Genomic DNA, 21,850 nt, shown 5'->3' on the forward strand with positions numbered 1-21,850 from the left:
CCAACCAGGCGCCGCAGTCGCTGCTGTCGTTGTTCCGCTAACCCAAGACACTCCGGGGGGCCGGGCAACCGGCCCTTCGGGTCATCCCCCTTGATCCTCATAACCAGAAGGTTCTGAAGTGAACGCCCATTCTCTCGCGCAACGGGCCTATGCCCAAAACGCCCGCTCGACCCAGACCCCCCGCGGCACCGAATACGAGCTGATCGCAAAGGTCACGCATCGCATCAAGGCCGCCGCGGAGGCTGGTCCGCGTGCCTATCCACGGTTGGTCGAGGCACTTTCCGACAACCAACGTCTTTGGACCGCCCTGGCCGTCGATGTCGCCGACAGCGACAATGGCCTGCCGGCCGAACTGCGGGCGCGGATCTTCTACCTGGCGGAGTTCGTGCAACAGCACACCGCACAGGTGCTGACGAAGAAAGCGCGCGTCAGACCGCTTCTGGAAATCAACGCCGCGATCCTCAAAGGATTGAGCGGCAGGAGCACACGGAAATGAGTGGACTTGTCCTCAAACTCGGCCCGCGAGAGCGCGTGCTGATCAATGGCGCCGTCATCGAGAACGGTGATCGCCGCAGCCGCCTGTCAATCGTGACACCGAACGCCAATGTACTTCGCCTGCGCGACGCGATCCATCCAGAAGAGGCGAAGACGCCCGTTCGCAGGCTTTGCTACCATGCACAGTTGATCCTGACCGGGGATGCCGACGCCGAGGAGGCGCGTCTGAAACTCCTTCCGCGGATCGAGGAGCTGAGCCAGATCCTCACCGATCCGGATAGCCGCCGCCTGCTGGGCCAAGCGACCGAGGCCCTGTTGGGTGAACAGTTCTACCAGTGCCTCAAGGCGCTTCGAGCATTGATCCCACGCGAGGACAGGTTGCTGGCCACGAGGTCCCAATGAGCTTTCAACCCATTGTCGTCGGCTCCGGTCTTACCGCCTGGCAGTTCCTGAAGGCCACGCAAGAGACTCAACGTGCGAATTTCGACAAGTCGCCGACGCTTGCACGCGATGCCGAGTATTTCGCGTCCCGTATCGGCGAAATTACGAGCGCGGAGGAATTTGTATCCGATCGCCGGATCATGCGCGTCGCTCTGTCGGCCTTCGGGCTTGAAGACAAGATCGACAGCAAGTTCCTGATCCAGAAGGTTCTGGAAGAGGGAACGGAGAATGACGATGCTCTCGCCAACCGCCTGTCGGATGGTCGTTTCGTCGCCCTGGCCAATGCGTTCAGCTTCGAAAAGGTTCTCGAACCCAAGACCCGGGAACCGGGTTTTGCCGACCCGATCGCGGATCGCTACCGCGAAACCGTGCTGGCCAACATGGAGGCCGGGTTGGCCGAAACCGGCGACACGGACACGCCCTACGGCGAATCGGTGCGGCAGCAGGTCCTTCTGAACATCGAAACCGAAACCCAGTTCTTTCGCGACAACATCGGCGCTGTCACCTCGGCTGAGGGGATGATCAAGAACCCGCGCCTGTTTACCTATGCCTTGGTCGCTTTCGATCTCGGCGAAAAGGCCGGCAGCCCAAAGCTGATGCAAAGGGTGCTGGAACAGGGCGCCGACGATGCGCGTGACATGGCCAATGTCCTGGGCGACAGCCGCTATGTCGAACTGGCCAAAGCCTTTGAATTTGACCGTGACCCGGTCTCCGCAACCCAAAGAGATGGGTTCGCGGATGAAATCGTGTCCGACTTTTATCTCCACGAATTCGAAGTCGCGGTTGGCGACGTGGATGAAAGCCTGCGCACAGCGCTGAATTTCGAACGTGCCATCCCTGAATTGGCAGGGCGCGAATCCTCGGACAACACCAAGTGGTTCTCGGTCCTTGGAACAACTTCGCTACGCAACGTCTTCCAGGCGGCGCTGGGCCTGCCCTCGGGTTTCAGTCAGATCGACGTCGACAAGCAGGTCGAGGTGCTGAAGGACAAGGTCAGCAGCCGTTATGGCGTCAAAACCTTCTCGGAACTGGCTGAACCGGACATCATGAACCGAGTCATCAACACCTACCTGCTGCAGAACCAGATAAACCAGACAGCAAATGCCGGATCGAACCAGATTGCACTGACGTTGCTTTCGTCCATTCCGCGCCAATCCCTCTTCGGTTGAAAAGCGCGGCCATGAACGCCGCGCCAATGTCTCACATCTTGCGCGCCGCGGGCATCTGTCCGCCACGCCCCGGCGCCGGGCGACCCTGCGGTACGCCGGCCTGAGCGCGACGCAGAATCAGTTCCAATTTTTGAAACGCACCTTCCGGCCCGTCCGGCGATTTCTCGGCCAGGAAACCGTCCAGGTCCGCCCAGACCTTCATCGCCTGATCCAGCAGCGGATCCTCACCTTCCCGGTACAAACCTGCCCGCACCATCGTTTCTGATTTCGCGTAGGCGCCCAACAGGCCCCGAACTCTTTGGATAAGTGCGTTTTCATGGTCGTTTGCCGCCTCGGGCAGGCTGCGCGAAACGGACCGCAAAAGATCAATCGCCGGAAAGCGGCCCCGTTCGGCGATTTGCCGGTCCAGGACAACGTGCCCATCCAGCACCCCGCGCAGGATATCCGCCACCGGTTCATCCATGTCCGACCCCGCCACGAGGACGCTGAACACCGCCGTGATGTCGCCCATGCCCTGCAACCCGGGCCCGGCCCGTTCCGCCAGGCGCATGATCTGATGGGCCACCGAGGGCGGATGCCCGCGCAGGGCCGGAAGCTCGCCAGAAGCAATCGCCACTTCGCGGTGCGCCTCTGCAAAACGTGTAATCGAATCGGCAAGGTAGAGCACGTGTTTGCCCTGGTCGCGAAAATGCTCGGCGATGGTCATGGCCGCCAGAGGACAGCGCCGCCGCTCCAGCGGCGAACGATCGGAGGTCGCGGCAACCACGACGCTGCGCGCCATGCCCTCCGGCCCCAGTACGGAAGTCACGAAATCCAGGACCTCACGCCCGCGTTCACCGACAAGGGCTAGAACGACGACATCCGCTTCCATCCCCTGTGCCAGCTGCGCCAGCAGACTGGATTTGCCCACCCCAGAGCCGGCGAAGAGACCAACGCGCTGGCCGGTCACGATGGGCAGAAGGGTATCGAAAACGGACAGGCCGGTCCGCAACCTCTCACCCAGGCGCCGCCGCGCCGCCGCCGGTGGCGGGCTGGCCCGGAACGGACGACGCTGGGCGCCCGGGCCAATGGGCGCACCATCCAGCGGGCGGCCATAGGCGTCGATCACCCGGCCGATCCAGCTATCGCAGGGCGCGAGTGTCGGCGGACCAAGTACGGCAACCCGGTCGCCGCGCGACACGCCCTCCGCCGCCTCGTCCGGCAACATCGCCACGAGATCATCGCGAATGCGCAGGACCTCTCCGCCCAGCACGTTCCCGGGGTGCATCAGCCGCAGCCGGTCGCCGATACAGGCATCCTCGGCCAGGCCGCGCACCCAGATGATCGTACCATCCACCGATTGCACACGGCCGACCGCGCGCACCGGCTGCATCTGCGCGATCCTGGCCCTGAGGCCGCTGATGTCTTCGTCCATCGTACGCTCCGTTCATTCCTCGCAAACCATATCTAAAGGAATCAGCGTTAAGCCTTGATTGAAGCAATCGAGGGAGAAGCCCCGATGTTCCAGAATTTGGACGTCTTCAGAACGGCGATGGCCATGGCGCGTCACGCCGGCACGCAACAGGCCTACAGCGCCCAGAATATCGCGAATGCGGATACACCCGGTTACCGGGCCCGCGCTCTGCCCGAGTTCCAGGACACCCTGCGTGACTCGATGATGGGCCAGCGCGCCACGCGGGAAAAGCACCTCAACGGCAGTATCGGCCGCGATGTCGATATTCGGGAACGGCGCGACATGCTGGATCCGAACGGCAACTCCGTTTCCCTGGAAGAGGAAATGGTGAACGCCGCCGGCGCGAAACGGCAGCATGACCGCGCCCTGGCCATCTACCGCAGCAACCTCAGCATCCTCCGCGCCAGCCTGGGCCGCGGATAACCGGAGAGAGAGATGAGCGATTTTTCAAACGCCCTGAAGGTTACCACCACCGGCCTTCAGGCCCAGGCCGCACGCCTGCGGATCCTGTCCGAGAACATTGCCAACGTCGACACGCCCGGATACCGGCGCAAGACCGTGTCATTCGAGATGGAGCCGACCCGTTCAGATGTCACCGGCGTCAAACCCGGCGATGTGCGGCTGGACCGCAGTGAACTGGAGGTGATCCACGATCCCTCGCACCCGCTGGCCGATGCGACGGGCAACTACCTCGGCTCCAACGTCGACCTGATCATCGAGATCGCCGACGCGCGTGAGGCGCAGCGCTCTTACGAAGCCAACCTCAAGATGTTCGACCAGACGCGCCAGATGTCGACCAGCCTGATGGATCTTTTGCGTCGCTAATCCCCTGAATTAAAACCTGAAAGGAATCCAGAATGGACGTCCGTTCGCTTTATGCCGCACAGAAATACGCGGCCTCCCGTCCCGCCATGCAACCCGAACCGGAGACCGCGCAAGCGCCCGTGGAAAAGGAGTTTGCCCGGGTCACGGAGGAATTCACCCAACAGCTCAAGGCCGCCGAGGATACCGCCAAGGCCGCGATGACCAGCGATGCGGACCCGCATGCCCTGGTCGAGGCACTGGCCCAGTCGGAACTGGCGGTCGAAACCGTCGTCGCGGTGCGCAACAAGGTGGTCGAGGCCTACCAGGAAATCCTGCGGATGCCGGTCTGACGCCATGCTGACAGAGGTCATCTTCTTCGACACCCTGCGCATGGGCCTGTGGATCGCCACGATCACCTCGGTCCCGATCCTGACGGCGGCCCTGGTTGCCGGGGTCGGCGTGGGCCTCTTCCAGGCGCTCACCTCGATTCAGGAAATGACGCTGACCTTCGTGCCAAAGCTCCTGGCCATCGTCGCCGTCTTCTGGATGTCGATGAGCTTCATGACCCGAACGCTCGTGGAATTCTTCCAGGGGCAGATCATTCCCCTCATCACCGGAGGCTGACATGGAAACCGCCGGCTACGCCGCCCTGTCGCGCCAGACAAGCCTGATGCGCGAAATGCAGGTCATCGCCAACAATATCGCCAACGCCAACACCACCGGATACCGGCAGGAAGGCGTGATCTTTTCCGAATACGTGGCCGAAGGCGACGGCATGGCCGCCGTCGCGATGGGCGCCGGCCGGATCGGCACCACGTCGCTCAAACAGGGCACGCTGGAACAGACCGGCGGCATGTACGACATGGCCATCGAGGGGGACGGGTTCTTCCTGGTGGACTCGCCCGATGGTCCCCGGCTGACGCGTGCCGGGGCCTTTTCGCCCAGCGCCGAAGGTACGCTGGTAACGCCGGATGGCTATCCCGTGCTCGACGCGGGCGGGGCGCCGATCTTTGTTCCACCGCAGGCCATCGACCTGTCTATTGCCCGTGACGGGACAATCAGCACCGAAGGCCGCCCGATCGGGCAGGTCGGTGTCGTGCAACCATTGGACCCCAAGTCGATGATCCGCGAGGGCGGACAGATGTTCCGCAGCGATGACGGTTTCGAACCGGTCGAGGCGCCCCGCGTCATGCAGGGATTCGTCGAGGCATCGAACGTGGATCCGATCCTGCAGGTGGCCCGCATGGTCGAGGTGCAGCGCGCCTACGAGTTGGGCCAGAGCTTTATGGAACGCGAAGATGAGCGCATCCGCAGCGTCCTGAAAAACGTCATCAAATAGGAGCCGTCACATGCGCGCCCTCAAGATCGCCGCCACAGGCATGACCGCCCAGCAGATGCGGGTCGAGGTCATCTCGAACAACCTCTCGAACATGAGCACCACGGGCTACAACGCCCGCCGGGCCGAGTTCGCGGACCTGCACTATCAACAGCTTGCCCGCGCGGGATCTGTCAGTGCCTCGGACGGCACCGTGCTGCCCACCGGCATCCAGCTGGGCCTTGGCGTCCGGCCCGCCGCCGTCTCGATGCAGCTTCAACAAGGGGCGCTGTCGGCCACCGGTGGCGATCTGGACCTGGCCATCGAGGGCAACGGCTACCTCGAGGTGGTCCTGCCCTCCGGCCAGCTGGGCTATACCCGGGACGGCGGTCTGAAACGCAGCGGCGAGGGGCTGATCGTCACCTCCGAAGGTTATCCCGTCTCGCCCGAGATCGTGATCCCGGCGGATGCACGCAGCATCTCGGTCAACGCCGACGGCGAGGTCTACGCCTATTTCCCCGACCAGCCCGAGGGCCAGTTGCTGGGCCAGTTCACGATGGCCGGCTTTTCCAACCCCAAGGGACTGGAGGCGATCGGTTCGAACCTCTTTGTCGAGACAGAGGCCTCGGGGCCCGCGATCCAGTCGACGCCGGGCCAGGACGGCCTTGGTACGGTGAGGCAAGGATACCTTGAGGACAGTTCCGTCGATGCCGTGAAGGAGATTACCGACCTGATCGAGGCCCAGCGCGGCTACGAGCTCAACTCCAAGGTGATCTCGGCCGCCGACCAGATGATGGGCGCCACGGCGCAGGTGCGCTGATGCGCTGGCTGGTCCTCCTTGCGCTTGTGCCCGGAGCGGCGGCCGCAGACACGGTGGTCGCCACCCAGACGATCCGCCCGCAACAGATCATAACCGCCGACGCGGTGCGGCTGGACCCGGCCGAGGTCCAGGGCGCCTATGCGACGCTCGACGCGGTTGTCGGGCAAGAGGCCCGGACCGCCATCTATCCCGGTCGCGCCGTCATGCGCGGCGCGGTCGGACAGCCGGCCCTTGTCGACCGCAACCAGGCGGTTGAACTGGTCTATGCCCAGGGCGGGTTGCGGATCAGGGCCGAGGGCCGCGCTCTCGGCCGCGGCGCGGCAGGCGAGCGGATTCGCGTGATGAACGTGGATTCCCGCACCACGCTTTTCGGCACCATCGCGCCCGATGGTTCCATCCTGGTGAACAAATGAGGACAGACATGCTGCGATACATCGGCCTGATCGGGCTGGCCCTGACCCTTGGCGCCTGCGCGCGGGTGAACCACATCGGCAAGGCCCCCGATTTCACCCCGGACAAGAGCAGCCCGGAACGGGTGGCAATGATTGCCTCCGGCCTGCCGCAGGACGGCGCGCCCCGCCTTGGCGCCGACCGTGCCTCTCTGTGGAGCGGGGGTCAGACCTCTTTGCTGGGCGACCGGCGCGCAATGAAACGCGGCGATATCATGACCGTGGTGATCGAGATCGACGAAAAGGCAGAGATCAAGAACAAGACCTCGCGGTCGCGCTCGGGCTCGGAAAGCCTTGGCATTCCGCATCTCTTCGGGGTGCCGCAACGGATCAACCAGGGCATCACCGACGGGGCCAGCCTGGACGACGCAGTGTCGATCAAGTCCTCCAGCGATGCCAGCGGCGATGGATCGGTGCGCCGCAGCGAGAGCCTGACCCTGCGCGTGGCCGCCACCGTGATCGACGTCCTGCCGAACGGCGTGCTGGCCATCGAAGGCAGCCAGGAGGTGCGGGTGAATTTCGAACTGCGCGAGCTGCTGGTGACGGGCTACGTCCGCCCCGAGGACATCTCGCGCCAGAACGAGATCACCTACGACAAGATCGCCTCGGCCCGAATTTCCTATGGTGGGCGTGGGCAGATCACCGACGTGCAACAACCCAGGATCGGCCAGCAGGTGCTGGATGCGATCCTGCCCTTCTGAGGCCGGTTCATGCTCAAGAAGTTCTTTCCCCTGATCCTGGCGCTGGTGGGAACCGGCGCCGGCGTGGGCGCGGGGCTGTTCCTGGCGCCCTCGGACGAGGATCCAAAACACGTCGCCGCGGATGCCCATGACGACGAACATGCCGACAAGGACCATGCAGATCCCCCGCCAGCGGACAGTCACAAGGACGATGGCCACGGTGGTAGCGGCAACGAATACGTCAAGATGAACAACCAGTTCGTCATCCCGATCATGAGCACCGAGCGCGTCGAGGCGCTGGTCGTCGCCTCTTTGAGCATCGAGGTCTCGAGCGGCGGATCGCAGGCGGTCTACGAAAGGGAACCCAAGCTGCGCGACGTCTTTCTGCAAGTGATGTTCGACCATGCCAATATCGGCGGGTTCGAGGGAGCCTTCACCGCCGGGGAGCGCATGGATATCCTCCGGTCCGCCCTTCTGGACGCGGCGCGTTCGGTTCTGGGGACCGACGTAAAAGACGTGCTGATCACCGAGATCGCCCGCCAGGACGCCGCCTGACACCAGGCACAGTTTCCCTGCTCGCCGAAGACCTGCCCGGAACCGGGCGGGTCTTGTCGTGCCTCCGGTCAGTCCAGACCGCGCGCCTTTGCCTCGCGCAGCACACCCAGGGCATCGATAGCCTCGGCCTCAGCCTTGAGCCTACGTCTTTTTCGGGCTTCCTTTTCGTCGCGGGCAAGCGCCTCTGCCGCCTGCGCACGGGAAAAGGCCGTGCGGGCGCGGGCAAGGCTTTCGCCCTCGCGGGCGCGGGCAATCGCGCTCTGGCGCAGGGCCTCGGCCCGCTTGCCCACCAGCCACCCCTGCCAGAGCGTATCCGCCCCCAGCAACTGGCGCGCGCCCACGGCCCCCTGGTCGGCCTGGGCGGCACGGCGCATGGCGTCGATCTGGGCCAGTTCCCCAGCAACCCGGGCGCTTTCGGACATGTTCCGACGATGCGCCTCCAGCTCGCGTTCCAGCAAGAGATCCGTTGCAGCGATCAAGTCGTCGAATTTGCTGGTCACCAGCCTTTCTCCTTTGCTTTGCGCCGCATGCTGTCCGCAAAGCGGATGGCCGCGGCGACCGGGCGGTAGTGATCCGGCGCGATTTCCTCGCCGATCTTGGTCGTGGCAAATAGCGCGCGGGCGGTGGGCGGATCCGAATGGATCGGGACACCCGCCTCTTTCGCGGTTTCGCGAATGCGCGCCGCCACCTCGTCGGTGCCCTTGGCAACGCAGACCGGGGCAGAGCCGGGCAGACGGCTCCAACTGAGGGCGACGGCATAATGGGTCGGGTTGACGATCACCACATCCGCCGTCGGCACATCGCCCATCATCTGGCTTAGCGCCATCTCCTGCGCGCGCATCCGGCGGTGTTGCTTGAGATGCGGATCACCCTCGGAGTCCTTCATCTCATCGCGAAGCTCTTTCTGGGTCATGCGGTTCTTGCGGATGTGCTCCGCCCGCTGCCAGAACAGGTCGATCCCGCCGATCACGGCGGCGATCAGAACGACAATCAGCAGAAAATGTTTCATCAGGTCGGTCATGCGCAGCACCGCCTCACCGGGGGTGGCCATCGCCGTGCCGACGATCAGGTCCAGCTGACCGCCAAGAAAGACCGCAAGCAGGACGGAATAGACGCTCAGCTTGACGAAACTCTTGAAGAACTCGAACAGCCCCCGGCGCCCGAACTTGTTCTTGGCATTCTCGATCGGATTGATGCGAGAGATCTTGGGCGCAAGTTTCGAGCCGGTAAAGACGATGCCGCGCGTGGCAAAGAGCGCCAGCAGGACCAGGACCCCCGGCGCAAAGAGAAAGGGCAACGCCGGGCCAAGGCTCTCCGAGATCAGGGAGCCGGCGATCGACGGTGCACCATCGCGGAAGAACAGGGCTTCAAGGCGGTCGGGCTGTTCGATGAGCGGCAGGAGCGCCTCGGCGAAACTGGCCAGGCTGTACCCACCCGCCGCGGTCATGCAGATCAGCATCCCCAGGTAGGCCATCGCGGTGAGCAGGTCCGGGGCGCGGGCGATTTCGCCTTTCTTGCGCGCCTCGTCGAGCTTGCGCTGGGATGGTTCGTGGCTCTTTTCAGAGGATTCGTCCTGCTCTGCCATCGCGCGCCTACCGGAAAGGTGCGGCCAGGAAGGCCTCGAAGGCCTGCAACCAGACCGAAAGCAGCAGTGGCGCCGAAACCAGCAGCAAGGCGATGGCGCCAAATGTGATGACCGGGGCGCCGACAAACGCCACCATGAGCTGTGGCATGGCCTTGTTGATGACGCCCAGCGTCAGGTTGTAGATCACCGACATCAGGACAAAGGGCGCCGCCAGGCTGAAGGCCAGCGCGAAGCTCTGCCCGACCCGGTGGCGGCCCGCCTCGGCGACGTCGGCCGGGTTGGGAAACTGCATCACCGGCAATAGGTCGTAGGACAGCACCAGGAAAGCGGCAGCCTTGACGTGAAACCCGGTCGCCATCATCAGCGCCAGGGCTGCGGTGGTCAGGATATGACCTATCGCCGGAAGAGGATCGAGGCCGGACTGCCCCATGAGTTGCGACAGTGACGTCGATTGCGCGGCGATGGCCCCGGCAGTCTGGATCGCAAGGATGAACAGGCGCAGCATGATGCCAAGAAACAGACCCGACAAGGTTTCGGTGGCCAAGGCTCGCAGGAAACTGCCCAGCCCTGGGGGCGGCAGATCCAGCCCGGGGCCCACGGCAGGCACGACGACGGCCGTCAGCATCAGCGCCAGGATCAGCCGGACCCGGACAGAAATCACCTGTTCGCCCAGTCCGGGAAGGGCCGCCAGGGCCGCGCCGACCCGCAGGAAAACCACGAGCGCAGTCCAGAGCGTGCCACCCAGGAGATCCAGCAGGGGCTGAACCGCGATCATGCGGCCACCACGCCAACCAGCGCCGGGCGCGCCTCCAGCCCGATTTCCTCGTAGGACATGACCGGATTGCTCAACCCTTTGGCCACCATGACCGTGCGCAAGAAGCGGCGACGGCGGGCCGAAGTCACGACCGCGGGCGACACCCCACGCTGCCCGGCCTCGCCGATGGTGTCGGCCAGGCCGCTGGTCAGCGCCTCGAACTTTTCCGGCGGCAGGGCAACATCCAGCGCGCCCTGGCTGTTTTCCACCTGGTAAGAAATGAACGTCTCTTCCCATTCGGGTGCCAGTTGCACCAGCGGGATGGTGCCGTCGTCGCGCCGCATCCCGGCCACCAGTTGGAACCCCAGCCGCTGGCGCACGTGTTCGCAGACCACCTCGGGCTGGGTTTGCTGGCCGCGCATCTCGGCGATGGTTTCCAGGATCAGCGGCAGGTTGCGGATCGACACCTGTTCATCCAGCAAAAGCCGCAAAACCTGCAACAGCGTGTCGATCTGCACCTTGTCGGGGATGAGCTCGTCCAGCAATTTCTTGTTCGCTTCTGCCCGGCTCTGGTTGCTGAGCGATACCATCTCGTCCAGCAGGCGACGCAGGGCCTTGAGCGTCAGCAGCCGACCGAAGTTGCGCCTGATGACCTCCAGCAGATGCGTTGCCAGCACTTCCGTCGGGGCGACAATCGTGGCGCCGGTGATGGCCGCCTTGTCCTGATCCTCGGGACGAATCCAGCGCGCCGGCGCCCCGTAGACCGGTTCGGTCACATCCTTGCCGTTTGGCAGCGCGCCGTTGTTCTCGGGCACAAGGGCCAGCACGAAATCCGGGTTTAGTTCGCCGCGCGTCATCTCGACCCCGTGGATGCGGACGACATAGGTTCCGGTTGGCAGGGACGCCGCATCGGTCAGCCGGATCTCGGGCAGGATCAGCCCGAAATGCGCGGCGATGTGCCGGCGCATGTTTGCAATGCGGACGTCCAGGCCGGTTCCTGGGTCCAGCACCATGTTGACCAGGTCCGGTGCAAATTCGACATGGATGTCGTCGAGGTCGAGGACATCTCCCATGTGCTGAACCGGCATGGCCGTGTCTTCCTCATCCTCGTCATCCGTTTTTTCCGGTTCCGGCGGGCGTTTGGCCAGCCACCATGCCGTCGCCCCGAGAACAGCCGCGCCGAGTATGAAGGGAACGAACGGCAGGCCCGGCACCAGCGCGAACAGGACCATGAGCACCGCAACCGCCAAAAGGGCGGACGGATGGCGCCCCAGTTGGGCCGCCAGCGCCACGTCGGTCGCGCCAGTCGCACCGCCACGGGCAAGCAGCAGGCCTGCGGCAATCGAGATGATGACCGCCGGGATCTGCGACACCAGACCGTCGCCAACTGTCAGGATGGCATAAGTCTCCAGCGCGTTGGCCAACTGCATGTCATGCACGACGACGCCCATGATGATCCCCATCACGAGATTCAGGAGCGTAATCAGCAAACCCGCCACCGCGTCGCCCTTGACGAATTTCGACGCACCGTCGAGCGACCCGAAAAAGGTGGTTTCCTGCTGTTCGACTTCGCGGCGGCGCTTGGCCTCGGCATGGTCGATCGCACCTGCGGACATGTCAGCGTCAATGGCAAGCTGCTTGCCCGGCATGCCGTCCAGTGCAAACCGGGCGGACACTTCGGCCATCCGGGCCGACCCCTTGGTGATGACCGCGAAATTAACGATCATCAGAACGCCGAAGACGACAAGGCCCAGGAACACACTGCCACCCATGACGAAGTTGGCGAATCCCTCGATCACCTCACCCGCCGCGTTGGTTCCGGTATGCCCCTGGCCGATGATCAGCTTGGTCGAGCTGACGTTGAGAGAGAGCCGCAGCATCAGCGAGGTCAGCAGGATCGTTGGAAAGGCGGAGAAATCCAGCGGCCGCTCGATGAAGAGCGTGACCGTGAAGATCAGGATCGCCAGCCCGAACGAGGCCGCCAGGCCCACGTCCAGAACCCAGGATGGCATCGGCAGGATCATCATGACGATCACCGCCATGAGCGCCACGGCCATGAGGATCGTCGGTTTGAACAGGGTCGAGAGCGACATGATCAATGACCCCCCTGTTGCGACGAGGCACAAACGCAAGGCACCGGCCTTGCGCCGGTGCCGCGTTCAACGTCCGTGTCGGTTCGGTATTCTGCCAGCTTCCAAGAACGCGCCATCTTCCGGCTTCTCCAATCCGTCTGCCCTGCTAACTGGCTAAGGCAGAAGAATTTAGAAACCGTAACGAATTTTACGGGTTGGACGGGACGGCGGTTGCATCGAGAAGGGCGCGCAGGGTCTCACGCGAACGGGTACTGGCATCAAAGACAGCGTCGACACCGGCAAGACTGACCTGGGCCGGATCGAAGACCGGTCGCTCCTGCTGCATCAGATCGGCTGCCGGTGCCAGAACGGTGTCGCTTTCGGCGACGTCCTGCCAATCGCCGGAGAGCCAGGCCGAGGTCACCGCCTCGCTGGTCCTGCCCGCATCCGAGAAGATGGATTTTGCAAAGACATGGTCCCCCATCTGGCTGCGTGCCTCGGCCCGCAAGCGCCCCACCTCGTCGCCGCGCTGGCCGATCAGGATGATTTCGGCCTCCTCGGGCCGGCCCAGCGCCAATAGGGCACGGGCTCGGGCGATTCGCGCCTCCGGTGCGCTTGTCGGCTCTGACAGGCTATCGAGTTGCTGCAGGGCAGACTCGGCCAGACCCAGGTCGAGAAATCTCTCGGCAATCGCAATCCCCAGGGCGTCCTGCCCGGGGTCATCCCCGTCGGCGAGTGCACGCGTCGCGAATTTCAGGAAGGTGACATCCTCACCCTTGTCGACAAGGAACCGCATCGCCGTCTGCCGCATCGTATCGGCAATCTCTTCTGGCATGCCGTGCGGCGAGTCCAATTCATCGAACGCGGTATCGAAATGCTCGTTGATCAGTAGCGAACGCACATGGGCCTGCCAGAGTTTCGGCCCATCCTCACTGTTTCGCAGTTCGGTGGCGAAAGCATCCGAAAGTTCGACGATCCGTGTCGGAACCGGAGCATCCGTTGCTTCGGCCAGGTCAATCGCCGCGGCCACGGCCTTTGCAGCCTCGGGTCCGCCGGCAATGGAAAGCTCCTGCAACCTTTTGCCCGCTTCCGCAGGATCGCCATCGCGCAGCGCAAGCTGCGCCTTGCCCAGCGCGATGCTGTCCGTCTCATGTCCCTCCATGCGTTGCATCCGACGCAGGACATCGCGTGCGGTATCGGGATAACCCGCGGTGGCAAGATGTTCGACGAGGATCGGTCCCAGGTGGGTCCTGAGGTGTTTCGGCAATGCCTCGAAGCTGCGGAGAATCGCCGAACCCGCGATTTGGGGAGAACCGCTTGGCGGAGCAAGCGCGAGAACGGACCAGAGCGCTGCTGGCCCCTCGCAGTGCGCCTGCTGGGAGAAAAGTGACAGGGGATCTCCGTCGCCATCTACAAGATGGGACAGAGCCATCACGACAGGCGCGTCCACCTCTGGCTGCAGCGACAGGACGCTGCGCGCCTCGGCGCCGAACCCGTAGTAAATCAATGCCTTGGCATAGCTCACCAGGGCCTCTTCCCCGATGCGATCAAACTCGCCGAAGACTGCGCTGCGGCGTTTGGCCAGCGCGAGGTTTGGATCGTCACCGGGCTTTCCCCAGGCCGCGATGGCAAGGCTGCCGGCCGCCACACAGGTGTCGCCACCGATGGAGATACGGCCATTCTGAAGGTCCATATGATCCAGTCCCGACATGCCGGCAGCCAACCGGCGCGCCGGTTGGCCGGGATCAATCGCGGGCGATAGGCTGGGGGACTTGGGCGCCGGTTCGGCAGGTGTCGGAGCAGGCGCCGGGGATGTTGTCAGCGCCGGGTCCAGCAAACCCTGGGTGGCCGCAATCGCCAGATCAGCCGCGATCTGGTTGCCCAAGTCACGCGCAACTGATGGATCGCGCGCTGCATGATCAAGTCCGGCAGTTGTTGGGTCCACGTCGAGGCGCTGGGCAAGGTAGGGAAGACCAGGATCGTGCACCGGCTCCGGACCGATCCGGGGAACATCGGCAACGCGGACGCGGGAAAGATCCAGCACGACCGGCGACGGTCCAACGCCCCGAGGCTCCGCAGGTTTCGGCCCAGTTCGGACCGCCTGTGCAAGCGGCACCTCGGAAGCGGAGATATCGACGACCAACATGGTATTCCGCAGCACAAAGGCCTCGGCCGCGCACTGACAGGCAAGCGCAATGTCCAGCCGTCGCCCCCCCTCTGCCACAACGAGGTCACGGATACGACCGGTCCCGATCCGGTCAAAGACCGACGAAGTGTCGAATTCATAGGGACCACCGTCGATTTCCAGCCCCAGTTGGTTGCGTTCTGCATCCGGGGACAGCGCCCATGTCGTGCCGTCAGGCACCGTCAGCACCAGCCGTGTGAATTCTCCGTGTTCGCCGCTGCGCACTGTCACGGTCTGTGCTGACAGAAGCAGGGGCCAAACCGAAAGAAGGATCTGTAGCGCGATACGGATCATGCCGCCTCCTGTTTGACGGATTTCAGCGCATCCTCGAGATCCTCGAAGCTGGGCCGGTAGTGATCCGGCGTGTTCTGGCGCCCGACCTCGATGCAGATGTTGGTTGCGTGGTTATGCAGGTTCGCGACCAGCACTTCGCGGATCAGGTGATAGAAATGCAGGTCCTCTTCGGCAACGGTCTTGACCTTGGCCGCGAACGGACCGACCAGGCCATAGGCCAGGAACACGCCCAGGAAGGTGCCGACCAGGGCGCCGCCAATGAGCTTGCCCAGCACTTCGGGCGGCTGATCGATCGAGGCCATCGTCTTGATCACCCCCAGAACCGCGGCGACGATGCCCAGCGCAGGCAGCGCGTCAGCCATGCTCTGTAGGGCGTGGCTGGGCATCAGCGCGTGGTGCTGCATCGCGTCCAGACGCTTGTCCAGCACCTCTTCGACCTGGTGGGGATCGTCGTAGTTCATCGAGACCGACCGCATCGTGTCGCAGATCAGTTCGATCGCGTGACTGTCGGCCAGGATCTTGGGATACTTGGCAAAGATAATCGACTCCGAGGGCGATTCCACGTGTTCCTCGATGGCAACCGGGTTCTGCCGCGCAAGACGGATCAGCTCGAACAGCAGGCACAGAAGATCGCGGTAGTCGTCAGGCTTCCACTTGGCACCCTTGAAGACCTTGGCGACATCCTTGATCGTGTGCTTGACCGTCGCCCCGTCATTGCTGATCAGGAAGGCACCGGTTGCCGCGCCTCCGATCATCATGAATTCGAACGGCAGCGCCTTGAGGATGATCGCCAGCTTGCCGCCAGCCGCGAGATAGCCGCCGAAGACCATCGCAAAGATCACAACGATACCAATGATTCCGAGCATCTGCGCTCTCCCGCTCCTGTGCCGCCGCCAACCTGACAGCCAGCCGTTAAGAAAGCCTCAGCGGCCCTTCACATCACCACGAAATCCGCATGCAAGGCACCGGCGGCCTTGATGCTTTTCAGGATGTCGATCATGTCCCGCGGGCTGACACCCAGGGCGTTGAGGCCGGCAATGACCTCGGACAGGTTGGTCCCGGTCGGCACTTCGGCGAGGCCGATGCCGGGGTCTTCCTCGATCAGGGCGCCGGTGCGCGGCACCACGACGGTATCACCGTCGCTGAAGGGATTGGGCTGGATCGCAAGCGGCGCTTCCTCGATCCGGAGGGTCAGGTTGCCCTGGGACACCGCCACTCGGGAAATCCGCACATCCGCACCCATCACGATGGTGCCCGAACGTTGATCGACAACGACACGCGCACGACGCTGTGGCTCGACCGCGAGGTTCTCGATGGCGACAACGGCCCGCGCCGGAGACCGGGCGCCACTGCGCTGCAGGTCGACCTGGACCGTCCCGGCGTCCAGCATGGTGGCCGCCCGGCGACCGACGGCCCGGTTGATCACGTCCTCAATCCGCGCGGCGGTGGTGAAATCCGGCTCGCGCAGGGCAAGGCGAAGTGTCGACAATTGCGTGAAATCAAAGGGCACTTCGCGCTCGACACGCGCGCCGGAGGGAATGACACCAGCCGTCGGCACGCCCTGCACAACGCGGGCCGCCTCGCCCTCGGCCTCGACACCGCCGGCGATGATCGTGCCCTGGGCCACGGCATAGATCTGACCGTCCGCCGCGTTCAGCGGGGTCATGATCAGCGTCCCGCCCAACAGGCTTTTGGCATCGCCAATCGCGGAAACCGTGATGTCGATCTGGCTGCCGATCCGCGCGAAAGGCGGCAGCTTGCCCGTCACCAGAACCGCCGCAACGTTGCGCGGACGGAACTGCTCGCCGGTCACGTTCACGCCCAGCCGTTCCAGGATGTTGGACATGATCTCTTCGGTAAAGGGCGAGTTGCGCAGCCCGTCGCCGGTGCCGTTCAGACCCACGACCAGGCCATAACCGACCAGATCGTTCGAACGCACGCCGTCGACCTCGACCAGGTCCTTGATCCGGACCGATTGGGACGCCGCCGGAAGGGCACATGAAACAGCAAGCACAAAGGCGGTGAAGAAACGTGTCAGCATCAGAGGAACTCCGCAAGCGACAGTCGCTGTGACCGCGCGGTGATCGTGTAAAGGCTTTCCAGTTGGGTCCGAATGTTCTCGTAGCGCGACGCGGTGTAGTACTGGTCAGTCCCGACCAGATCGAGGCGCGCGATATTGGTGGCCGTATGCTCTGCCGAGTTACGCGCCGTGGTCTCTTCGACGCGCGCCTCGAGCGCGCCGAGCCCGGCACGCAGTTCGACCACGTCCTGTTGCGCGGCCAGCAGGTCCTGTCCGGCGGTTGTCAGCATCTCGATCTGCACGTCCTGTGACAGGCCCAGCGTGCCATCGGTGGCCAGGGCCGCCATGATCATCGGTTTCAGGACTTCGCGGAACACGGGATCGGTGGCCCGGATATCGAGGTTCGCACTTTCCGTCTCGCTCAGCTTCAGCGGGGCGAGTCCGGTGTTCGACCCCTGGTAGACCGTGGTTTCATAGGTGCCGCCAGCGCCAAAGAAACTGTCCAGAGCCGCCTCGATCCCAGCCATGTCGGTCTGACCTGAAAGCGCCGTGCGCGCAGCGTTCAGCACGTCATCGACGCCTTGCACCGCCTCGCGGTCGGTTGCCGTTCCGGAAAACAGGAACCGCCCGGCAACCGAGCGGTTCAACCCGTTCAGAACCTGTCCCAATGCGTTTTCCGCATCGTCCGACATCGTGCTCAACAGGGCCGAGTTCGGCGTCAGCTCGGCGGCGATCAGCGATTGCGACAGGGTCTCGCTGCGATCCTGAATCTCGGACAGGGCCGTTTGCATCGTTCCAGACAGAAAGGTCGCCTCTGTCGTATTGACCCTGTATGTGTCCAACCGCGCCAGTGACCGGTCGATGGATTGCAGGCCGGTCAGGTCGCCGTGCAGATGCTGTCCCGCGTCCTTGACGAACCCGGTGGCGACCTCGACCGCCAGCTGGTCCATTTCCTGGCGCAGCCGTACCTGGTTGGTACGCAGCACCAGCGCGCGCGCCATATCCCCGATAACTTCCATCACGGGCCCTCCTTAAATGGACATCAACCGCTCAAGCAGGCTGTCGACCGTCGACATGACCTTGGCGTTGGCGGAGTAGTGTTGTTCGATCTGCATCAACCGCTGCAGTTCCTGGTCCGTGTCCACACCCTTGGACAGTTCCATCTCGGACAGGGCCGTGTTCTGGATCGACACGAATGTCTGGGCGTTTTCCGCCCGCACCCGCTCTCCCACCGCGGAGGAGGCAAATTCCGATATGTGGTTCGCAAAGCTGCGCGCGATGGCAGTCAGACCGCCGGAGGCCGGGACAGTCGAGGCGCTCAGAGCCTCCGAAACCCCCTGCAGCAAGCGGGCATCGCCCACGTCGCCCTGCGTGGCTGCGCCAAGCCCGTCCCGCAGGCGCCATGCCCCACCGCTGTCGGGTGCGACAAGGGCGTTGATCTCGATCCGGCCGGCAATACCGGTTTCATCCGCGGCCACGAAGGCACTGCCACCATCGGTGAACAGTCCCGGATCGGTCGCCGCCAGCGTCGTGTCCGGCCCGCCGGGACCAAGCCGTTCGATCAGGTCGCGGGCGATCCCGTCCAGTTGCGCTTGGCGTTCGACCGCGTCCACGTCGCGGATCTCGAACTGGGCGGCAAGGCTGCCACCGGCGAACATGCTCATGCCCTGGGTATCGACGGGAACGCCGTTCAGCGTCAGGCCCGACAGGTCGCCATTGGCGAAGGTCATGCCCGGGCCGATGGCATGGTTCGGTTCGAACCCCACCTCGAACGGGCGCCCATCCAGCAGGACGGCGCCACCCCGGGTAAAGACCGCGATGTCACCTTTTTCTCTTTCAACCACCCGCAAGGGCACGATTTCGGCGATGCTGTCGAGCACCCTTTGCCGTTCGTCATAGAAACTCGTCGGGTCGGTCCCGGTCGAGCCGGCCCGGACAATGTTGTCGTTCAGGGAATCCAGCCGCGAGAGGGCGGAATTCAGGGTTTCGACCTGTGCCGCGATCCGGTTATCGGCTGTCTGCCGGGCGGACTGGACCTCATCGCTGAGGCCGTTCAGCGCCCGCGCCAGCGAATCCGCCGTGTTTGCCACCAGTTCCAGCCGTTGTGTCGAGGCCGGGTTGGACGAGGCTGTCAGCAACGCGTTCTCGAAGGCGTTCACGCGGCCGGTCAGCGATCCCGGCGTGCCGGAATCGCCCACCAGGTCCTCGATCCGGCTGGCGAATTCGAACCCGACCGTCGCATGGGCGAGGGTTGCGTCCGACATCATCCGATCCCCGGTGAGGACCGGATCGGAATGACGCACCGTTCCGGTGATACGTACGCCGCCGGTGGTGCCGACGGCGCCGGGTGCAAGGCCCAGTGTCCGCCGGCCGTACCCCTCGGTGGTGGCGTTTGAGATATTCGTCGACACCAGGCCCGCGGCCCGGGAATTGGCCTTGAGCCCGCTGAAGGCATTGTACAGCGCACCGGAAAGAGACATTTAGCGACCCCCTGAAAAGCTGACGGATGAACCGTCAGCGCTTGATATTGGTGGTTTCCTGCAGCATCTCGTCGACGGTCTGGATGACCTTGGCGTTCGACGAATAGGCCCGCTGGGTCTGGATCATCGCCGTCAGTTCATTGGCCACGTCGGTCGAGCTTTCCTCACGCGCGAAGGGCACGACGTCACCGACCGGCCCGTCTCCTGCATCCCAGAGGAAGAAACTGCCGCTTTCCGGCGAGGGCATGTAGATCTGCTTGTCCATCGAGATCAGCCCGTTGGGGTTCGGCACGTCGACCAGGGGCACCTGGTAGATCACGCGCGAGGCGCCGGTATCGAACAGCGCGTGGACAAAGCCGTTCTCGTCGATCTCGACCGTGGTCATGGACCCGGCGGCGGACCCGTCCTTGGAGATGTTGAGCGCCTTGAAACTGTCGCCGACCTGGGTCAGCCCGCCGCTCGTGCCGGGGGCGCCGATGGTGATTTCGACCGGGCCGCCATTGGTGGTGACGATGATCGTGCCATCGGTGGCATTGTAGGTGCCCCCCGTGGTGGTTGTCACCGTGGACAACGTGCCGCCGTCCGCCGCGCCGGTGTTGAAGGTCACGGTATATTCGCCGACAGGGTTACCGCCCGCCGAGGTCGCAGAATCGACGATGGTCATCGTCCATTCGTTCGACGAACCCGTGGCAGGGATCGTCGGCGTGAATGTCACCGTCAGGGTTTCGGACCGGCCCAGGTTGTCGATGTATTCGATCGGCAGGACTTCGGGTGCGCCAGTTGCATCGAAATCGGTCGCCGATGCCGCGAGGTTCGCGCCGAGCGTGATGGCCGTCGTCGGTTCCGAGGTGACCTGATTGCGGTTGATCCGCACGGGCTCCAGGCTTTCCGCCGTGTCGCGTGCGTAGGAGGCCAACGACCCATCGGAATTGGCCGGCCAGCCCATCAGCAGCAGGCCGGATTCGGTCCGCAGGTAGCCATCCGCATCGACCCGGAAGGACCCCGTGGTGGTCAGGAACATCTGCGGATCGCCGGTTGCCGCGAATTCCGTCGCCTCGGCGACGGGGATGAACCCGTTGCCGCGCACGGCGATATCGGTTGCGTTGCTGGTGCCCACCAACGCGCCGCTCTGGTCGATGATCCGCGTGGTGGTGGTGCGCACGCCGCCGGCGGTATAGCCGGACCCGTTCGACGCGATCACCATCGAGGAGAAATCCGTCTCGACCCGTTTGTACCCCTTGGTCGCGGAGTTCGCGATGTTGTCGGAAATGGTTCCCAGCCGCGTCGCATTGGCCGCGAGACCCGCAACACCTGCATTGAGGGAAGAGGAGATTGTCATGGACTAGCCTTTCTGCTGTCGCTCCGAATTCACGACAACAGATAAAGGCGTGGGTTTAACGCGGGCCTAACAGGTAAAATCCCACGAAAACTGAGTCAGTTCCTGCGCAGGAAGACAACCTCGATCCGGCTGTTGCGCGGGTCCAGCAGGTTGGAGGTGCTGGGTTCCCGGTCCGCATAGGCCGTCAGGCGCTGTACCCGCGCTTCCTTCAGACCGCGCGCGATGACCAGTTCGCGAAAGACCTCTGCCCGGTCGCGCGATATCTGCCAGGCCGGGTTCTCGGCCAGGACAACCGGGTAGCTGGTCGTATGCGTCTCGATCGCAACCGGGTTGGACACGACATCGGATGCCCGGGCCAGGACCAACGCCAGATCCTTCAGCAGCTGCGTCGGCCGCGCTTCGTCATCGAAAAGCCGGGCCTGCGCGGTCTCGAAGAACTCGATCACCAGGCCTTCGTCCGTCACCTCGGTGACGATGTGTTCCAGCAGCTCGTCGGCAACCATGCTTTCGCCGCCGCGACCCATCAACAGCTCTTCGACCTTCTTGAATTCGGCGGTTTCCGGTCCTTCGGACACCTTGCTGTCCAGACCCGGGTCACGGCTGCTCTCGGCTTGCGGTCGCAGGCTCGTGGCCCCGGTTCCGACTCTAGGCAGCGTGTTTTCCGCAAAGACGGACTCTCCGCCCAATGCGCCGCTGCCGCCACCCGAAACCCGGGCCACCGCGATCGTCGGACTGAAATAGTCCGCGATCCCCTTGCGTTGTTTTTCCGTTGTCGCGTTCAACAGCCACATCAACATGAAAAAGGCCATCATCGCGGTCACGAAGTCGGCATAGGCCACCTTCCAGGCACCGCCATGATGCCCTTCGCCCGCAATCACCTTTTTGCGTTTGATGATGACTGGCGCGACATTGCTGTCGCCACTCATCATTCCCACCTTTC

Annotated in this window: 24 protein-coding genes; 12 read left to right on the plus strand and 12 right to left on the minus strand. The window is 63.9% G+C overall.

From position 1 onward, the window contains the following. Positions 1-118: 118 nt before the first annotated feature. The 3 genes from flaF to PVW46_RS18805 are packed head-to-tail and all read left to right on the plus strand — an operon-like array spanning position 119 to position 2,105. On the plus strand, positions 119-496 hold the full coding sequence (gene flaF / locus PVW46_RS18795) for a flagellar biosynthesis regulator FlaF (protein WP_043142935.1): 378 nt from the start codon (positions 119-121) through the stop codon (positions 494-496). Then, positions 493-897 (plus strand): flagellar biosynthesis repressor FlbT, encoded by a 405-nt coding sequence (gene flbT, locus PVW46_RS18800; RefSeq protein WP_043142932.1) that lies wholly within the window; start codon positions 493-495, stop codon positions 895-897. The genes flaF and flbT overlap by 4 nt, the downstream gene beginning before the upstream one ends. Beyond that, the gene (locus PVW46_RS18805) at positions 894-2,105 is read left to right on the plus strand and encodes a DUF1217 domain-containing protein (protein ID WP_069211189.1); all 1,212 of its coding nucleotides are present in this window, start codon (positions 894-896) and stop codon (positions 2,103-2,105) included. Before flbT ends, PVW46_RS18805 begins: the two co-directional genes overlap by 4 nt. Before the next feature lie 31 nt (positions 2,106-2,136). Here PVW46_RS18805 and PVW46_RS18810 read toward each other — a convergent pair whose 3' ends face one another. After that, on the minus strand, positions 2,137-3,519 hold the full coding sequence (locus tag PVW46_RS18810) for a FliI/YscN family ATPase (RefSeq protein WP_069211188.1): 1,383 nt from the start codon (positions 3,517-3,519) through the stop codon (positions 2,137-2,139). An 84-nt stretch (positions 3,520-3,603) separates the two neighbouring features. Here PVW46_RS18810 and PVW46_RS18815 point away from each other — a divergent pair, with 84 nt between their 5' ends. Genes PVW46_RS18815 through PVW46_RS18855 form a run of 9 tightly spaced genes read left to right on the plus strand, consistent with a single transcriptional unit; the run spans position 3,604 to position 8,181 of the window. Then, on the plus strand, positions 3,604-3,981 hold the full coding sequence (locus tag PVW46_RS18815) for a FlgB family protein (RefSeq protein WP_274577140.1): 378 nt from the start codon (positions 3,604-3,606) through the stop codon (positions 3,979-3,981). A 12-nt stretch (positions 3,982-3,993) separates the two neighbouring features. After that, positions 3,994-4,383, plus strand: coding sequence for a flagellar basal body rod protein FlgC (gene flgC, locus PVW46_RS18820; protein ID WP_043142924.1), 390 nt, complete (start codon positions 3,994-3,996; stop codon positions 4,381-4,383). A 32-nt stretch (positions 4,384-4,415) separates the two neighbouring features. After that, complete coding sequence (gene fliE / locus PVW46_RS18825) at positions 4,416-4,712, plus strand: flagellar hook-basal body complex protein FliE (protein WP_043142922.1); 297 nt, start codon at positions 4,416-4,418, stop codon at positions 4,710-4,712. Between the two features lie 4 nt (positions 4,713-4,716). Beyond that, complete coding sequence (locus tag PVW46_RS18830; RefSeq protein ID WP_069211187.1) at positions 4,717-4,986, plus strand: flagellar biosynthetic protein FliQ; 270 nt, start codon at positions 4,717-4,719, stop codon at positions 4,984-4,986. Position 4,987: 1 nt separating this feature from the next. After that, positions 4,988-5,701, plus strand: coding sequence for a flagellar hook-basal body complex protein (locus PVW46_RS18835; RefSeq protein ID WP_043142917.1), 714 nt, complete (start codon positions 4,988-4,990; stop codon positions 5,699-5,701). Positions 5,702-5,711: 10 nt separating this feature from the next. After that, positions 5,712-6,497, plus strand: coding sequence for a flagellar basal-body rod protein FlgG (gene flgG, locus PVW46_RS18840; protein ID WP_069211186.1), 786 nt, complete (start codon positions 5,712-5,714; stop codon positions 6,495-6,497). Further along, positions 6,497-6,910 carry a flagellar basal body P-ring formation chaperone FlgA gene (gene flgA / locus PVW46_RS18845; protein ID WP_043142912.1) on the plus strand — a complete coding sequence of 138 codons (414 nt, stop codon included), beginning with the start codon at positions 6,497-6,499 and terminating at the stop codon, positions 6,908-6,910. The genes flgG and flgA overlap by 1 nt, the downstream gene beginning before the upstream one ends. Positions 6,911-6,918: 8 nt before the next feature. Further along, positions 6,919-7,647 (plus strand): flagellar basal body L-ring protein FlgH, encoded by a 729-nt coding sequence (gene flgH, locus PVW46_RS18850; RefSeq protein ID WP_252979370.1) that lies wholly within the window; start codon positions 6,919-6,921, stop codon positions 7,645-7,647. 9 nt (positions 7,648-7,656) lie between these two features. Next, positions 7,657-8,181 carry a flagellar basal body-associated FliL family protein gene (locus PVW46_RS18855; protein WP_069211184.1) on the plus strand — a complete coding sequence of 175 codons (525 nt, stop codon included), beginning with the start codon at positions 7,657-7,659 and terminating at the stop codon, positions 8,179-8,181. 68 nt (positions 8,182-8,249) lie between these two features. Here the strand turns inward: PVW46_RS18855 and PVW46_RS18860 are convergent, their stop codons facing one another. From PVW46_RS18860 to PVW46_RS18910, 11 genes are all read right to left on the minus strand, one after another. Further along, positions 8,250-8,681 (minus strand): hypothetical protein, encoded by a 432-nt coding sequence (locus PVW46_RS18860; RefSeq protein WP_069211183.1) that lies wholly within the window; start codon positions 8,679-8,681, stop codon positions 8,250-8,252. After that, positions 8,678-9,766 carry an EscU/YscU/HrcU family type III secretion system export apparatus switch protein gene (locus PVW46_RS18865; protein WP_069211182.1) on the minus strand — a complete coding sequence of 363 codons (1,089 nt, stop codon included), beginning with the start codon at positions 9,764-9,766 and terminating at the stop codon, positions 8,678-8,680. The genes PVW46_RS18860 and PVW46_RS18865 overlap by 4 nt, the downstream gene beginning before the upstream one ends. Positions 9,767-9,773: 7 nt before the next feature. Beyond that, on the minus strand, positions 9,774-10,541 hold the full coding sequence (locus tag PVW46_RS18870; protein WP_069211181.1) for a flagellar biosynthetic protein FliR: 768 nt from the start codon (positions 10,539-10,541) through the stop codon (positions 9,774-9,776). Then, positions 10,538-12,613: a flagellar biosynthesis protein FlhA gene (gene flhA / locus PVW46_RS18875; RefSeq protein ID WP_043143132.1), complete on the minus strand. Its 2,076-nt coding sequence runs from the start codon at positions 12,611-12,613 to the stop codon at positions 10,538-10,540. Before flhA ends, PVW46_RS18870 begins: the two co-directional genes overlap by 4 nt. Before the next feature lie 187 nt (positions 12,614-12,800). Next, positions 12,801-15,071 (minus strand): hypothetical protein, encoded by a 2,271-nt coding sequence (locus PVW46_RS18880; protein WP_043142895.1) that lies wholly within the window; start codon positions 15,069-15,071, stop codon positions 12,801-12,803. Further along, positions 15,068-15,937, minus strand: coding sequence for a flagellar motor stator protein MotA (motA, locus tag PVW46_RS18885; RefSeq protein ID WP_043142891.1), 870 nt, complete (start codon positions 15,935-15,937; stop codon positions 15,068-15,070). The genes PVW46_RS18880 and motA overlap by 4 nt, the downstream gene beginning before the upstream one ends. A 68-nt stretch (positions 15,938-16,005) precedes the next feature. Then, on the minus strand, positions 16,006-17,112 hold the full coding sequence (locus tag PVW46_RS18890; protein ID WP_043142888.1) for a flagellar basal body P-ring protein FlgI: 1,107 nt from the start codon (positions 17,110-17,112) through the stop codon (positions 16,006-16,008). Then, entirely contained in the window at positions 17,112-18,110 is a 999-nt protein-coding gene (locus PVW46_RS18895) for a flagellin (RefSeq protein WP_043142886.1), read from the minus strand. The genes PVW46_RS18890 and PVW46_RS18895 overlap by 1 nt, the downstream gene beginning before the upstream one ends. A gap of 12 nt (positions 18,111-18,122) precedes the next feature. Further along, entirely contained in the window at positions 18,123-19,571 is a 1,449-nt protein-coding gene (gene flgK, locus PVW46_RS18900) for a flagellar hook-associated protein FlgK (RefSeq protein ID WP_069211180.1), read from the minus strand. 34 nt (positions 19,572-19,605) lie between these two features. Next, positions 19,606-20,910, minus strand: coding sequence for a flagellar hook protein FlgE (locus tag PVW46_RS18905; protein ID WP_043142880.1), 1,305 nt, complete (start codon positions 20,908-20,910; stop codon positions 19,606-19,608). Positions 20,911-21,005: 95 nt separating this feature from the next. Next, positions 21,006-21,836, minus strand: coding sequence for a flagellar motor protein MotB (locus PVW46_RS18910; RefSeq protein WP_069211285.1), 831 nt, complete (start codon positions 21,834-21,836; stop codon positions 21,006-21,008). Positions 21,837-21,850 lie beyond the last annotated feature (14 nt).

The organism is Mameliella sp. AT18, assembly GCF_028807275.1.
Classification (GTDB): domain Bacteria; phylum Pseudomonadota; class Alphaproteobacteria; order Rhodobacterales; family Rhodobacteraceae; genus Antarctobacter; species Antarctobacter albus.

What these genes read in the sequence shown, in the direction of transcription:
- PVW46_RS18910 (WP_069211285.1), bottom strand. Translation starts at nt 21,836, where the DNA reads ATGAGTGGCGACAGCAATGTCGCGCCAGTCATCATCAAACGCAAAAAG.
- PVW46_RS18810 (WP_069211188.1), bottom strand. Translation starts at nt 3,519, where the DNA reads ATGGACGAAGACATCAGCGGCCTCAGGGCCAGGATCGCGCAGATGCAG.
- flhA (WP_043143132.1), bottom strand. Translation starts at nt 12,613, where the DNA reads ATGTCGCTCTCGACCCTGTTCAAACCGACGATCCTCATGGCCGTGGCG.
- flgK (WP_069211180.1), bottom strand. Translation starts at nt 19,571, where the DNA reads ATGTCTCTTTCCGGTGCGCTGTACAATGCCTTCAGCGGGCTCAAGGCC.
- PVW46_RS18895 (WP_043142886.1), bottom strand. Translation starts at nt 18,110, where the DNA reads ATGGAAGTTATCGGGGATATGGCGCGCGCGCTGGTGCTGCGTACCAAC.
- motA (WP_043142891.1), bottom strand. Translation starts at nt 15,937, where the DNA reads ATGCTCGGAATCATTGGTATCGTTGTGATCTTTGCGATGGTCTTCGGC.
- PVW46_RS18815 (WP_274577140.1), top strand. Translation starts at nt 3,604, where the DNA reads ATGTTCCAGAATTTGGACGTCTTCAGAACGGCGATGGCCATGGCGCGT.
- PVW46_RS18865 (WP_069211182.1), bottom strand. Translation starts at nt 9,766, where the DNA reads ATGGCAGAGCAGGACGAATCCTCTGAAAAGAGCCACGAACCATCCCAG.
- flgH (WP_252979370.1), top strand. Translation starts at nt 6,919, where the DNA reads ATGCTGCGATACATCGGCCTGATCGGGCTGGCCCTGACCCTTGGCGCC.
- PVW46_RS18835 (WP_043142917.1), top strand. Translation starts at nt 4,988, where the DNA reads ATGGAAACCGCCGGCTACGCCGCCCTGTCGCGCCAGACAAGCCTGATG.
- flgG (WP_069211186.1), top strand. Translation starts at nt 5,712, where the DNA reads ATGCGCGCCCTCAAGATCGCCGCCACAGGCATGACCGCCCAGCAGATG.
- fliE (WP_043142922.1), top strand. Translation starts at nt 4,416, where the DNA reads ATGGACGTCCGTTCGCTTTATGCCGCACAGAAATACGCGGCCTCCCGT.
- PVW46_RS18880 (WP_043142895.1), bottom strand. Translation starts at nt 15,071, where the DNA reads ATGATCCGTATCGCGCTACAGATCCTTCTTTCGGTTTGGCCCCTGCTT.
- flgA (WP_043142912.1), top strand. Translation starts at nt 6,497, where the DNA reads ATGCGCTGGCTGGTCCTCCTTGCGCTTGTGCCCGGAGCGGCGGCCGCA.
- PVW46_RS18905 (WP_043142880.1), bottom strand. Translation starts at nt 20,910, where the DNA reads ATGACAATCTCCTCTTCCCTCAATGCAGGTGTTGCGGGTCTCGCGGCC.
- PVW46_RS18870 (WP_069211181.1), bottom strand. Translation starts at nt 10,541, where the DNA reads ATGATCGCGGTTCAGCCCCTGCTGGATCTCCTGGGTGGCACGCTCTGG.
- flbT (WP_043142932.1), top strand. Translation starts at nt 493, where the DNA reads ATGAGTGGACTTGTCCTCAAACTCGGCCCGCGAGAGCGCGTGCTGATC.
- flgC (WP_043142924.1), top strand. Translation starts at nt 3,994, where the DNA reads ATGAGCGATTTTTCAAACGCCCTGAAGGTTACCACCACCGGCCTTCAG.
- PVW46_RS18830 (WP_069211187.1), top strand. Translation starts at nt 4,717, where the DNA reads ATGCTGACAGAGGTCATCTTCTTCGACACCCTGCGCATGGGCCTGTGG.
- PVW46_RS18805 (WP_069211189.1), top strand. Translation starts at nt 894, where the DNA reads ATGAGCTTTCAACCCATTGTCGTCGGCTCCGGTCTTACCGCCTGGCAG.
- PVW46_RS18890 (WP_043142888.1), bottom strand. Translation starts at nt 17,112, where the DNA reads ATGCTGACACGTTTCTTCACCGCCTTTGTGCTTGCTGTTTCATGTGCC.
- PVW46_RS18855 (WP_069211184.1), top strand. Translation starts at nt 7,657, where the DNA reads ATGCTCAAGAAGTTCTTTCCCCTGATCCTGGCGCTGGTGGGAACCGGC.